Here is a 13,725-nt window from a genome sequence, read left to right on the forward strand (position 1 = left end):
CGCCCCGCCTGCGCCCGCAACGCCCCCGCGCTCTTCCCCGACACCACCCACACCAACAACCCACCCCCGGACACCAGACCCGACGCCCCAACCGGAACCGACCCCCCCACCGGAACCGGAACCGACCCCTCGACCGGCCCCGACCCGACCACCGACCCCGGCACGGCCCCCTCGACCGACCCCGGCTCGGACCCCTCGACCGGCACGGATCCCCCGACCGGAACCGACCCCTCGACCGGCGGACTCTCCACGATCACGTGCGCATTCGTCCCCGACACCCCGAAGGAGGAGACCCCCGCCCGCACCGGACCCGAACCCGGCAACTCCACCGGCCCCCTCAGCAACCGCACCTCACCCGCCGACCAGTCCACATGCGGCGTCGGCTCGCTCACATGCAAGGTCGGCGGCAGCACCCGCCGCCGCAACGCCTCCACCATCTTGATCACACCCGCCACCCCCGCCGCGGCCTGCGTGTGACCGATGTTCGACTTGACCGACCCCAGCCACACCGGCCGGCCGGCCGGACGGCGGGTTCCGTAGGTGGCCAGCAGGGCTTCCGCCTCGATCGGGTCGCCCAGTCTGGTGCCGGTGCCGTGGGCCTCGACCACGTCGATGTCGCGGGTGTCGAGCCGGGCGTCGGCCAGCGCTTGGCGGATGACGTCCTGCTGGGCCTGGCCGCTGGGCGCGGTGAGGCCGTTGCTGGCGCCGTCCTGGTTGACGGCTCCGCCGCGGATCACGGCGAGGACGGGGTGTCCGTGGCGACGGGCGTCGGAGAGGCGTTCGAGCACCACCACGCCCGCGCCCTCGGCCCAGCCGGTCCCGTCGGCCGTGGCGGCGAACGCCTTGCACCGGCCGTCGGGGGACAGCCCGCCCTGCCGGCTGAACTCGACGAACATGCCGGGGCTCGACATCACCGTGACGCCGCCGGCCAGCGCCAGCGAGCACTCCCCGCGCCGCAGCGCCTGCGTGGCGAGCACGATCGAGACCAGTGAGGACGAGCAGGCCGTGTCGGTGGTGATGGCCGGTCCCCGCAGCCCCAGGGTGTAGGAGACGCGGCCGGACACGACGCTGAGCGCGGTGCCGGTGAGCAGATGGCCGTCCGCGGTGCCCGTGGACTGGTGCAGCCGGGGGCCGTAGTCGGGAGCCATGGCGCCGATGAACACGCCGGTGGGCGAGCCGCGCAGCCCGGCCGGATCGATCCCGGCCCCTTCCACGGCCTCCCAGCAGATCTCCAGGAGCAGCCGCTGCTGCGGGTCCATCGCCGTGGCCTCGCGCGGGCTGATGCCGAAGAACGCGGCGTCGAACAGGTCGGCGTCGTAGACGAAGCCGCCGTGCCGGGTGTCGCTGGTCCCCGAGCGGTCCGGCCCGGTGGCGAACAGCGTGTCGAGGTCCCAGCCGCGGTTGCGGGGGAACTCGCCGATCGCGTCGGCGCCGCCGGCGACCAGCCGCCACAGGTCCTCGGGGGAGGCGACCCCGCCGGGGTAGCGGCAGCCCATGCCGACCACCGCGATCGGGTCGTCGCCGCCGCCGTCGCGGGTTTCGGCCGCCGGCTCGGCCGCGCCGCCGGTCAGCAGCCTGTGGAGGTGGACGGCGAGGCGCTCGGGAGTCGGGTGGTCGTACAGGAGGCCGGTCGGGAGCCGCAGCCCGGTCGCGGCGCGCAGCCGGTCGCGCAGTTCGACGGCCGCCGCCGACTCCAGCCCCAGGTCCTTGAACGTGCGGCCGGGCTCCATGTCCGCCGCGCCGGCGTAGCCGAGCAGGCGCGCGGTCGTGGACAGCACCAGGTCGCGCAGCTCGCCCTCGGACCGGGCGGGCCCGACCGGCTCGGCCGCGGCCTCCTCGGCGGGCGGGGTCCAGGCCGCCGCACGCCGCGCGGCGCGGGCGGGGGCGGGGGCGGGGTGACGGCGCTGGAAGGGGTAGGACGGCAGGTCCACGAGCCGGGCCTCGCCGCACGGTCCGGACCAGTCCACGGGGGCGCCCCACGCGTACGCCTGCGCGAGCGACCGCAGCAGGCGGTCGCGCCCGCCCTCACCGCGGCGCAGGGTTCCCACCGCGGCCGCCTCCCGCCCCGCGGCCTCCGCGGTCTCCTCCACGGCGGTCACCAGCACGGGGTGCGGGCTGCACTCGACGAACACCGCGCAGCCCGGTCCCTCCAGCGCCGCCTCCACCGCCTCGGCGAAGCGGACGGGCCGGCGCAGGCTGCGGTACCAGTAGCCGGCGTCCAGGCCTGCGGTGTCCATCGGCTCGCCGGTGAGCGTGGAGACGAACGTGATGGTGCTGCTCCGCGGGCGGATGGGGGCGAGGTCCCGCAGGACCTCCTCCCGCACCTGCTCGACCTCCGGGGAGTGGGACGCGTACGTGACCGGGATGACCTTGGTGGAGACGTCGGCGAGGCGGCCGGCGAGGGCGGACAGCGCCTCGCGGGGGCCGGAGACGACGACCGAGCGCGGGCCGTTGACGGCGGCCACGGCGACCGGCGCGGCCAGGTCCGCGATCGCCCGCTCCACCGCGTCGAGGCCGGCGGCCACGGACATCATGCCGCCGGAGCCCTCGATGCCCGCGATGGCCCGGCTGCGCAGCGCGACGACCCGGGCCGCGTCGTCCAGGGTCAGCGCGCCGACGACGGTGGCGGCGGCGATCTCACCCTGGGAGTGGCCGATCACCGCGTCGGGTTCGACGCCGTGGGACCTCCACACCTCGGCCAGGCTCACCATGACCGCCCAGAGCGCGGGCTGCACCACGTCCACCCGGTCCAGGCCGGGCGCGCCGGGGCGCTCGCGGAGGACGTCCAGGAGGTCGAAGCCGGTGAACGGGGCCAGCGCGTCCGCGCACCCGGCCAGCCGCCCGGCGAACACGGGCGAGGCCTCCATCAGCTCGCGTGCCATGGCGGGCCACTGCGACCCCTGGCCGGGGAAGACGAAAGCACGCGCGCCGGCGGTTTCCGTGCCGGTCACGAGGGCGTCGTGCGGTTCCCCCGCGGCCAGGGCCCGGAGCGCGGACAGGCGGGTGCCGCGGTCGGGGGCGAGGACCACGGCACGGCGTTCGAAGGCGGCGCGGGTGCGGACGAGGCTCAGCGCCACGTCCGCCGGGCCGGCGCCGGGGTCCGCGGCCGGTGCCGTGAGGCGCGCGGCCCACTCCCGCAGCGCCCCCTCCCCCCGCGCCGACAGCGCCCAGGGCACGTCCTCGGTACGGGGGACGGGGGCGGAGGGGACCGCCGGCGCGGGAGGCGAGGCGAGGATCAGGTGGCAGTTGGTGCCGCCCATGCCGAAGGAGCTGACGGCGGCGACCGCGGGGCCGGGCAGGGACCGGGCCTCGGTGACGACGCGGAGGCGCAGGTCGTCGAGGGGGATCTCCGGGGGCGCGGACTCGAAGTGGAGGCTGGGGGGCAGTTCGCCCTGCTCGAGCGACAGCACGACCTTGAGCAGCCCGGCGATGCCGGCCGCGCCTTCCAGGTGGCCGATGTTGGTCTTGACCGAGCCCACGAGCAGGGGGTCTCCGGCCGGCCGGGCGGTCCCGTAGGCCGCCCCGAGCGCCGCGGCCTCCACGGGGTCGCCGACCTTGGTGCCGGTGCCGTGGAGCTCCACGTACCGGACCTGGGCGGGCCGCACCCCGGCGCGGTCGCAGGCCAGCGTGATGACGTCCTGCTGGGCGCGGCGGCTGGGCACGGTGAGGCCCTCGCCGCCGCCGTCGTTGTTGACCGCTCCGCCCAGGATCACCGCGTGCACGGTGTCACCGGCGGCGAGCGCGTCGGGGAGGCGTTTGAGCACGACCAGCGCGCCGCCCTCGCCGCGCACGTACCCGTTGGCGCGGCGGTCGAAGACGTGGCAGCGGCCGTCGGGTGACAACGCGCCGAAGGCGCCGATGGCGTCGGTGGTCTCCGGCAGCAGGTTCAGGTTCGCGCCGCCGGCCAACACCACGTCGCTCTCGCCGCGGCGCAGGCTCTCGGCCGCCATCCAGACGGCCACCAGCGACGACGACTGGCCCGTGTCGAGGGTGAGCGAGGGGCCGCGCAGGCCGAGCACGTACGACACCCGGTTGGCGATCATGGCGCGGTTGGCGCCGGTGTAGGCGTGGCGTCCGGCGCCGCCGAGCCGGTCCTGCAGGGCCGCCCAGTCGTTGGAGATGGCGCCCAGGAACACCCCGGTGGCGCTGCCGCGCAGCGAGGCCGGCACGGCGCGGGCGTTCTCCAGCGCCTCCCAGGCGAGTTCGAGCACCAGGCGCTGGTGGGGGTCCATCGCCGCGGCCTCGTTGGGCGAGATGCCGAAGAAGGCGGCGTCGAAGCCGTCCACGTCCTCCAGGAACCCGCCGCGCCGGTACGCGGTCCCCTCCGCCGCCCGCCCCTCGGGCGCCTCGGTGACGGCGTCCACGCTCTCGCGCAGCAGCCGCCAGAACCGCCCGGGATCGGCGGCCCCTGGAAGCCTGCACGCCATGCCGACGACGGCGACGGCGACCGGCCCCTCGTCCATGGCCCGCTGTGTCGACTCACCAGCCATCAATGCGCCACCTCAAGCCTCACGCCTCGGGGAGCGTCAGATATCGACGCCTTGTCGGGAACGGCTCTGAAGAATTACTCGACAGCCGAACTGGAACGCGGCTATGACTTAGTCAGTTGCGACTTTAAGGTGGCGTTCCGCCCCGGCACACGCCCGGTCCGCCGACATATAGTTGCCACCGTTTCTGGCCACCGCAGGCCACCGGCTCCGCTCTTGACCCCGGTCGTCCGCGTCCGCGAAGAATGGCGGACGGAGAAAGCTGCGGAGGAGATCACATGTCCGTCGAGGCGCCTCTCAGTCATGGCCAGCTCTTCAGCTGGCGGGAAATAGAGCGGTATCCGCAGGGCTGGCTGGCGGAGGCCAACCTGCCGACCACCTGGGATCTGCGCGGCCTCTCCGGCGAGCGGGTGGACGAGGCGCTGCGGCGGCTGGTGGACCGGCACGAGGTGCTGCGCACCACCTACCGGGGCGGGGGCGGCCGGCCGGTGCAGCACGTCCACGAGGACGTCGAGCCGCCGATCGAGCGGATCGACCGGATCGTCACCGACCCCACCGAGCACGAGCGGACGAAGGCCGAGCTGGTCACGGTGCCGTTCGCGATGAGCGACGCGCTGAACTGGCGCGGCCGGCTGATCAGCTCGCAGGGCGCACCGGTGTACCTGTGCCTGTCGTTCTCCCACCTGATCATGGACCTGTGGTCGATCCACCACCTGCAGGACCAGTTCAAGGCGCTGGCGGCCGACCCGCGGGCGACCGCGCCGGCGGGGACCCCGCCGCGCGAGCTGGCGCGGCGGCAGCGGGAGGAGTCGTGGCGGCCCCGGCAGGAGGGTTCCGAGCGGTACTGGCGGAGCGTGCTGGACGACGGCCTGATGGACGTCCTGCCCACGCTGCCCGCCAGGGTCGAGCGCAACCGGCTGGAGCTGACGCTGCGGTCGCGCAGCCTGGGCGGGCTGGCGGCGGAGGCCGGCAGGCGGCACGGGGTGACCGCCCCCGCCGTGGTGATGGCGTTCGTGGCCGCGGGCCTGGCCCGCCACCTGGACGTGGACCGGGTGACGATGAGCCTGATGTCCTCCAACCGGTTCGCGCCGGAGGACCAGCACAACGTGGGCACGATGAACCAGCTCATCCCGTTCGTCACGGCCGTGGATCCGCGTTCCACGATCGCCGAGCACGTCAGGCGGCTCCACTGGGCGAGCGCGAAGGCGTACCGGCACTCCTGCTACGACTTCGACAGGATCGCCGAGGTGGCGGCCGGGCACGGTGAGCGGCCGGGGCACGACTGCTGGGTCAACCACCTGTTCCGCGCCTGGTTCAACTACATCCAGGTGGACCGCCGCCCCAGCGACCCCCGCGACCCCGCCCCGGCCGAGCTGGCCTGGACACCGCTCGCCCAGCAGTACGGCCAGGCGTTCCGGGTGCGGGTGGAGGTGCGCGGCGGGCGTACCAGCGTGCTGATGCTGGCCGACCCCGACGTGCTGCCGGCCGGGGCGATGACCGACATCATGCGGACGATCGCCGCCGGCGTACGGCTGGCGGCGACCGATCCGGGGCGCGCGCTGAAGGACCTGTGGAGCGTGCGCGGCGGCCTGCCGCCGTCGCTGTTCCCGCACGAGCCGCCAGAGCCGCCCCGCTGAGTTCCGGAGAAGGCCATGGAACGCACCCTTTACCAGTGGTTCGCCGACTCCGCCGCCCGCCACGGCGAGCGGGTCGCGTTGGAGGTGGGCGGCGGCCGCCACACCTACGCCGAGCTGGAGGCGCTGTCCCGGCGGCTGGCCGCCGAGATCGCCGCGGCCTGCGTCGGGCCGCCCTCCAGGGTCGGTCTGTACGCGGCCCGCAGCCTCCCGGCCTACGCCGGCTACCTGGCGATCCAGCGGCTCGGCGCCACCGCGGTGCCGCTGAACCCGTCCGCGCCCGCCGCCCGCAACCGCGCCGTGGCGGCGGCGGCCGGGCTCGACCTCGTGCTCGCCGACGCCGGTCTCCAGCCGCCCGTACTGCCCGCCGCCACGCTGGCGGTGCGCCTGGACCGGCTGGACGCCCCGCCGCGCGCCGTGCCCGACGCCCTCCCGGCCGGCCCGGACGACCTGGCGTACGTGCTGTTCACGTCGGGATCGACCGGCGTGCCGAAGGGCGTGCCGCTGCGCCACCGCAGCGTGGACGCGTACCTGTCGCACGTGGTCCCCCGCTACGGGCTGGGGCCGGGCTGCCGGCTGTCGCAGACGTTCGACCTGACGTTCGACCTGTCGGTGTTCGACATGTTCGCCGCCTGGGGCAGCGGGGCGACGCTGGTCGTGCCGGCCCCGTACGACCTGCTCAAGCCCGTCGCCTTCGTGGCCCGCGAGGAGCTGACGCACTGGTTCAGCGTGCCGTCGGTGGTGTCGCTGGCCATGCGGCTGCGGCGGCTGGCGCCGGGCGCGATGCCGTCGCTGCGGTGGAGCCTGTTCTGCGGCGAGCCGCTGACGCTGCCCCAGGCCAGGGCGTGGCGGCTGGCCGCGCCGGGAAGCGTCCTGGAGAACCTGTACGGCCCGACGGAGCTGACCGTCAGCTGCACCCAGTACCGCCTGCCGGCCGACCCGGCGCGCTGGCCGGAGACCGCCAACGGGACGGTGCCGATCGGGACGCCGTACCCGCGGGTCGAGCACCTGGTGGTGGACGGCGAGGGCCGTCCGGCCGCCGAGGGCGAGCTGCTCCTGCGCGGCGTGCAGCGCTTCCCCGGGTACGCCGACCCCGGAGTGAACCCGGGCCGGTTCGCCCGCTTCGACGGCGCGGCGGCGCGCGACGCGGCGGCGGCCGGCGAGGCGGTCGCGCCGGACCTGTGGTACCGGACCGGCGACCGGGTGGCCTGGCGCGACGGCGTGCTGGTGCACCTGGGACGGCTGGACCAGCAGGTCAAGATCTCCGGGCACCGGGTGGAGCCGGGCGAGGTCGAGGCCGCGCTGCGGGACCAGCCGGGCGTGGTGGAGGCGGTCGTGCTGGCGGTGCGGGGGCAGGACGGCGAGCTGTGCCTGGAGGCGGCCTGCACGGGGACGGGGCTGGACCCGGTGGCGCTGGTCAAGGGAGTGGCGGGGGTGCTGCCCGGCTACATGGTGCCGCGCTCGGTCACGGTCCTGGACGAGCTGCCGCTGAACACCAACGGCAAGGTCGACCGCCGCGCCACCGCCGCCGCCCTGGGCGCCTGAGGCGCCGCCACCCGGCGGGGTGGCGGCGCGGGCGGGCAGGGCGTCAGCGGAGCGGAGGCCACAGGCGGGACGACAGGGTGTCCCACAGGGAGCCGACCGTGCTGAACGTGGACTCGTTCAGCAGCTCGTCGGGCAGCTCCACCCCGTAGGTGTTCTCCACGTCCACGAGCAGCCGCACCACGCCCATCGAGTCGAGCCCGAGCGCGCCCAGCTCGTCCTGCGAGGTCAGCCGCTCCGCGTCCGCGTACGGCAGATGCGCCCTTAAAAGGCTCTTGAATCCGTCGGGTATTTCCAGCATGGCGATGTACCCCCATCTCACGGAATCATCCCCTTGAAAAGAGGCTCCTGGAGGACGGGGACCCCGGTCAAGCAGCCCCTGCTGGCAGGTTCTTCTCCGCCGAACCGGCCATCGCGCGACCATTGCCGGGCACGCGGGAAAAGTCAATCCTCAAGGGGTCCGGTTTCATGGAATCCGCCGAGGTGAACGTCTCATGAAATCCGCGGGCCTGTGCTGGGGACAGCGCTACATGTGGCTGCGCATCCATCAGCTTCCTCCGGAGCACCAGCACGAAACGCACGTGGTGCTGCGTTTCGAGGTGCCCGCGGGGATCACCGTCGCCCAGGCGAAGGCCATCCTCACCCATCTGACCCGGCGCCACGAGATCCTGCGGACGACGTACCGGCCGGGCCCCGAACCCGAGCAGCACGTGGACCCGCCGCGCCCGCTGCCGGTCCAGGTGGTCGCCACGGAGCGGGACGGCGCGCCCGGACCCGCCGAGACGATCGAGGAGCTGACCCGCAGGCCGTTCGACCTGGCCGGGGAGTGGCCGATCCGGGCCTGCCTGATCACCACCGGAGGCGTGCCGAAGTCCTGCGTGCTGGTGTTCAACCACCTGGCCGTGGACGTCTGGACGCTGGGGGAGATCAAGCGGGAACTGCGCACGCAGGCCGCCGGGATGGCCGCGCGCCGCCCGGCCGCGCTGTCCCCCGTCCGGCACCGGCCGGCCGACCTGTCCCGCCACGAGGCGTCGGCGGACGCGGCGATCGCGGGGGCGCGGGCGATGGCGTACTGGCAGGAGGAGGTGGCCCGCCTCCCCCGCGACCCCTTCGCCCGCCGGCGGGCGGAACGCGGCGCCCCCTCGGCGCGGCACGCGACGCTGGTCTCGCCCGCGCTTCCGGAGGCCGTGCGGGAGGCGGCGGAGCGGCACGGGGTGTGGCCGTCGCTGGTGCACGTCGCCGCGTACGCGGCCATGACCGCGGTCTACACCGGCGGCGACGCGGTGGGGTTCCTGTCGTTCGTCAGCAACCGCGAGACGCATCCCTTCCCCGACGTGATGGCCTGCATGTTCTCCCCGACGCTCGTCCGGGTGGACTGCACGGGCGACCCGTCCTTCGGCGAGCTGCTCGGCCGCGTGGCCGGGAGTTTCGAGCGGGCGCGCGAGCACTCCTACGTCCCCTACGACGAGGTCGTCGAGATGGTCTCGCGCGAGGGGTCGCGGCGCGGCGGCCCGGTGCGGCTGGGGTCGGAGGTCAACTTCATCAAGCAGCGCACCAAGGAGTACGGCGGCCGGCGCACCGCCTTCACCTGGAACCCGGTCCCGGAGTCGTGGGCGCACTGCGGGCTGGACACGTACCTGCGGATCGACGAGTGGCGCGACGCGGTCGCCCTCTCCCTGCACGCCGCGTCGCCGGTCATGGACGCCGACGCCGTCGAGCGGTTCCTGCGCGGCATGGAGCGCCTGGTGCTGGCGGCCGGCGACGACCCGCGGCTCACCGACCTGGCGTCCTCCGCGTCCTTCGCCCCGGCGCCCGCCGTACTCCCCGGACCCGCCGGCCCCCCCGAGCAGGAGCGCCGGGCCGGAGCGGGCCGCGAGGCCGTACAGGCGCTGCTGGCGGCCGTGCGGGACGCGCACGGGCTCTCCCGCGTCGACCCGTCCGACAGCTACACGCTGGCCGGAGGCCGGGCCCTGCGCATCCCGCGGGTGCTGGCGGAGCTGGGCGGGCGCGGCTGGCAGGGACTCACCCTCCAGCAGCTCGCCGGTCCCGCGCCGCTGGCCGCGCTGGCCGCCCGCCTGGTCCCCGCCCCGCGGACCTCCACCACCAGGATTCCCAGCAACAGGGAGCGAACATCATGACCCAGACCCTCAACGGCCAGGTGGTCAAAAGCCGCCGCCTGGTCGCCTCGGAGCAGGAGCTGCTCGAGGCCATCGACCGCGAGCTGCCCGCCGCCGGCCTCGGCGACCTGGTCATCATGGGTGGCCACTTCATGCTGTTCGAGGACCCGGAGACGGGCCGGCTGACGCCGGGCGTCATCGAGGAGCAGCGCGAGGAGACCATGCGCCGCCGCATCGCCGGCCGCGTGGGCGTCTTCCCCGGCTACACCTGGCGGATGTCGGTCGGGCTGCTCCGGAGCCGCGCCGCGGCGGGCGCCGACGTGCGGCTCCTGCTGCTGATCAACGACTGGCAGTACGTGCCCGCCGGCGGCCGCCCGGCGAGCGAGCTGCGCGCGGAGTTCTTCGCCGGGATGTCCGCGCTGCCGTCCTCGTACGAGAAGGCGCTGCGCGACGCCGGGCTCACCGAGGACAGCGTGCTGCCCAGCCGCAGGCACCCCCTGGCCTTCCCCGAGACCTGGCTCAAGTACCGCTTCCAGAAGGCCGCCGACCGCCTCGTCAAGGCGGGCCGCCTGGAGAAGCGCTACCTCGACGCCGACCGGCGCGACACCGAAGTGGCCTTCCTGGACGCCGACGGCGACTACCGGACGCTGATCAGCTGCGGCGTCACCGGCTGCGCGGGCGAGATCACCGAGATGGTCTCGGAGGTGTACCGGGCCGGGCACCGCAACCTGCTGATCTTCGCGCCGGGCGAGTGCCTGCGCCCGGTGGAGACCGGCGTGGACATCGCGCTCGGCCTGTACGACCTGCCCGGCATGCGCGTGGTCGTGGCGGACCCCGGCGGCAGCGGCGAGATGACCCACGACGAGATCTACGACAAGCTCGTCACCGTCAGCACCTTCCGGCGCGAACCGCGATGAGGACCGTCTACCTGGACGGCTGCGCCACCACCCGCGTCGACGACGAGGTGCTGGAGGCCATGCTCCCGTACCTGCGGGACGAGTACGGGAACCCCTCGTCCCCGCACGCCATGGGCAAGCGGGCGCGACGCGCGGTGGACGCCGCCGCCGAGTCCGTGGCCCGGCTGATCGGCGCCGACCCCGGCGAGATCGTGTTCACCTCCGGCGCGACCGAGAGCAACAACATCGCCCTGCTCGGCGTGTTCGCCCACGGCGACGCCGCCCCGGTCAACGGCGTCTTCTGCCCCACCGACCACAAGTCGTCGCTGGCCGTCGGCCAGGCGCTGGCCGCCCGCGGCGTCGAGACCAGGACCATGCGGGTGCACCCGAGCGGCCAGGTCGACCTCGGCCACCTGGCCGGGCTGCTGGACCTCGGCACCCGCGTGGCCACGGCGGCCTGGGTCAACAGCGAGATCGGCGCCGTGCAGCCGGTGCGGGCCATGGCCGCGCTCTGCCACGAGGCGGGCGCGCTGCTGCACGTGGACGGCGCGCAGGCGGCCGGCCGCGTCCCCGTGGACGTACGCGGCACGGAGCTGGACACCCTCTCCCTGTCCGCCCACAAGATCCGCGGCCCGAAGGGCGTCGGCGCGCTGTACGTGCGGCAGGGGATCCGCCACCGGCTGCGCCCGATCATGTACGGCGGCGGCCAGCACGCGCTCCGCAGCGGCACCGTCCCCACCCACCTGGTCGTCGGCCTCGGCAGGGCGTGCGAGCTGGCCGCCGAGCGCCGGGACGCCGAGTGGCGGCGGGTGCTCGGGCTCCGCGCCACGGCCCTGGACGTGCTGACCGCCGGGTTCCCCGGCGTGCGCGTCAACGGCGACCCGGACGTGAGCGTGCCGCACGTGCTGAACGTGGTGCTGCCCGGCGTGCGCGGCGAGAGCCTCGTCTCCAGCCTGCGGTCGGTGGCGCTGTCCACCGGCTCGGCGTGCAACTCCGGCTCCCAGGAGCCCTCCTACGTCCTGACCGCCATCGGCCTCGCCGCCGAGGACGCCAACAGCTCGGTCCGGCTGTGCCTGGACCCGCGGATGCCGTTCGAGGACCTGGTGGCCGGCGTCGAGACGGTCGTGGAGCGGGCCCGCGCGCTGGCCGGCGTCGCCCTGCCGGCCGGCGTCGCGCCGGCCGGCGTCGAGGAGGTCACCCCGTTGTGAGGTACTTCCTGGCGGCCTGCACTCCGGCCTGGAAGCGGCTGGTGGCGTCGAGATCGCGCATCATGGTGGCGATGTGCCGGCGGCAGCTCCGCACCGACATGCCGAGCTTCCTGGCCACCACCTCGTCGGTGTAGCCCTTCGCCATCAGCACGGCGATCGACTGCTGGAGGTCGTCGGCCACGCCCGAGTAGCCGAAGTCGATGCCCTCCAGCGGCGTGGCCATCTCCCACAGGTGGTCGAACAGGTCGAGGAAGAACTGGGCGATGCCCTGGTTGTGCACGCGGGCGACGTTGGCCTCGGCGTCGGCCACGCCGAACAGCACGACCAGCGAGCGGTCGAAGACGATGGCCGACCGCGGCACGTGGCTGACGGTGTAGACGGAGGCGCCCGCGTCGGTGAGCCGCTTCATCCGCATCCGGGTGCCGATGTCGGCCCGGTTGCGGTGCTGGCAGATGATGCGGACGGTCACACCCCTGGTCACCAGGGCGAGGTAGGTCTCCGACAGGTCCTCGACCACGCCGCCTGCCTGGAGCACCAGGACCTCGTCGCGGCAGGCGTCGCCGGCCGTCTTGAGGAAGCCGCGCACCTCCATGGTCCCCACCAGGTAGTCCACGGTGCCGCGGGACGCGCCCGGCGACGGCTCCGCCAGGCCGACGCGCTCCTTGATCTGGTCGATCAGCTCCCGCCGCCGGTAGATCTCACGCTCCACGGTGGACACCAGCGAGGCGGCGGCCAGCTCAGGGTCGACCGGCGCGTACCGCTCGCCGGCGCCGTCGTCCGGCCGCAGCAGGCGGCTGTCCACCAGGTGGCGCACCGCCTCCCGCATCTCCCCCACGCCGATGCCGAGGTCGGCCGCCGCCATCTCGATGGCCTCGATCGCGCCCTTGCGCTCGGCGTAGCGGTATACGTCCATCACATGGTCCCGGGTGAACGACATCAACGTCATGGTCTTTCCTCCTGCTGTGTGTTCCCGAACTGCTCGGCCACAGCGACCACGTACTGGCCGTAGGCGGAGGTGCCGAGGGCGGCGCCGAGCCGGTGGCAGTCGTCGGCGCCGATGTAGCCCATGCGCAGGGCGATCTCCTCCAGGCAGGCGATCCGCACGCCCTGCCGCTGTTCGAGGAGCTGAACGTACTGCGAGGCCTGGAGCAGGGACTCCGGCGTGCCCGCGTCCAGCCAGGCGAAGCCGCGGCCCAGGCCGACCAGCTTCGCCTTGCCGCGTTCCAGGTAGACGCGGTTGACGTCGGTGATCTCCAGCTCGCCGCGGGCGGACGGGGTGAGGTTCTTGGCGATGTCCACGGCGTCCCCGTCGTAGAGGTAGAGGCCGACGATCGCCTGGTTGGAGCGGGGGTGGGCGGGTTTCTCCTCGATGGACAGCAGGCGGCCGTCGCGGCCGGCCTCGGCGATGCCGTACCGGTGGGGGTCGCGGACGGGGTGGCCGAACAGCACGCAGCCGTCCACCTGGCGGCACTCCCGGCGGAGGAGCTCCTGGAAGTTGTGTCCGTGGAAGACGTTGTCGCCGAGGATGAGCGCGACCGGGCCGCCGCCGATGTGCCCGGCGCCGATGATCAGCGCCTCGGCGATGCCGTTCGGCTCGGGCTGCTCGGCGTACGTGACGGACAGGCCGAGGTGGGAGCCGTCGCCGAGCAGCCTTTCGAGCTGCGGCAGGTCCGCGGGCGTGGTGATGATCAGGATGTCCCGGATCCCGGCCAGCATGAGCACCGAGAGCGGGAAGTACACCAGCGGCTTGTCGTTGACCGGGAGCAGTTGCTTGGAGACGGCGAGCGTGACGGGCAGCAGCCGGGTGCCTCTCCCTCCGGCGAGCAGGACGCCCTTCATCC

Annotated in this window: 9 protein-coding genes; 5 read left to right on the top strand and 4 right to left on the bottom strand. The window is 74.3% G+C overall.

Features of this window, described 5'->3' with window-relative positions; all coding sequences use genetic code 11:
• A partial coding sequence (locus tag FHS22_RS05710) for a type I polyketide synthase (protein ID WP_221473296.1) occupies positions 1-4,490 on the bottom strand: 4,490 nt, incomplete at its 3' end.
• 275 nt (positions 4,491-4,765) lie between these two features.
• On the opposite strand from FHS22_RS05710, the gene FHS22_RS05715 reads away from it, so the two are divergent.
• A complete protein-coding gene (locus FHS22_RS05715) occupies positions 4,766-6,124 on the top strand; it encodes a condensation domain-containing protein (protein ID WP_184939092.1) in 1,359 nt (452 codons plus the stop codon).
• Positions 6,125-6,139: 15 nt separating this feature from the next.
• Positions 6,140-7,666 carry an amino acid adenylation domain-containing protein gene (locus tag FHS22_RS05720; protein ID WP_184939094.1) on the top strand — a complete coding sequence of 509 codons (1,527 nt, stop codon included), beginning with the start codon at positions 6,140-6,142 and terminating at the stop codon, positions 7,664-7,666.
• Positions 7,667-7,709: 43 nt separating this feature from the next.
• On the opposite strand, the gene FHS22_RS05725 is transcribed toward FHS22_RS05720, so the two are convergent.
• Positions 7,710-7,985 (bottom strand): phosphopantetheine-binding protein, encoded by a 276-nt coding sequence (locus tag FHS22_RS05725; protein WP_221473297.1) that lies wholly within the window; start codon positions 7,983-7,985, stop codon positions 7,710-7,712.
• A gap of 172 nt (positions 7,986-8,157) precedes the next feature.
• Between FHS22_RS05725 and FHS22_RS05730 the strand changes: the two genes are divergently transcribed.
• Genes FHS22_RS05730 through FHS22_RS05740 form a run of 3 tightly spaced genes read left to right on the top strand, consistent with a single transcriptional unit; the run spans position 8,158 to position 11,884 of the window.
• Complete coding sequence (locus tag FHS22_RS05730) at positions 8,158-9,801, top strand: condensation domain-containing protein (RefSeq protein WP_184939096.1); 1,644 nt, start codon at positions 8,158-8,160, stop codon at positions 9,799-9,801.
• Positions 9,798-10,697, top strand: coding sequence for an LPD16 domain-containing protein (locus tag FHS22_RS05735; protein ID WP_184939097.1), 900 nt, complete (start codon positions 9,798-9,800; stop codon positions 10,695-10,697). The genes FHS22_RS05730 and FHS22_RS05735 overlap by 4 nt, the downstream gene beginning before the upstream one ends.
• The gene (locus FHS22_RS05740) at positions 10,694-11,884 is read left to right on the top strand and encodes a cysteine desulfurase family protein (protein WP_184939098.1); all 1,191 of its coding nucleotides are present in this window, start codon (positions 10,694-10,696) and stop codon (positions 11,882-11,884) included. The genes FHS22_RS05735 and FHS22_RS05740 overlap by 4 nt, the downstream gene beginning before the upstream one ends.
• On the opposite strand, the gene FHS22_RS05745 is transcribed toward FHS22_RS05740, so the two are convergent.
• Both FHS22_RS05745 and rfbA read right to left on the bottom strand, forming a co-directional pair.
• The gene (locus FHS22_RS05745; RefSeq protein WP_184939100.1) at positions 11,871-12,830 is read right to left on the bottom strand and encodes a hypothetical protein; all 960 of its coding nucleotides are present in this window, start codon (positions 12,828-12,830) and stop codon (positions 11,871-11,873) included. The genes FHS22_RS05740 and FHS22_RS05745 overlap by 14 nt on opposite strands.
• The gene (gene rfbA / locus FHS22_RS05750; protein ID WP_184939102.1) at positions 12,827-13,723 is read right to left on the bottom strand and encodes a glucose-1-phosphate thymidylyltransferase RfbA; all 897 of its coding nucleotides are present in this window, start codon (positions 13,721-13,723) and stop codon (positions 12,827-12,829) included. Before rfbA ends, FHS22_RS05745 begins: the two co-directional genes overlap by 4 nt.
• Positions 13,724-13,725: the final 2 nt, after the last annotated feature.

The organism is Thiemannella venezuelensis (genome assembly GCF_014203605.1).
Taxonomy (GTDB): Bacteria; Actinomycetota; Actinomycetes; order Streptosporangiales; family Streptosporangiaceae; genus Planomonospora_A; species Planomonospora_A venezuelensis.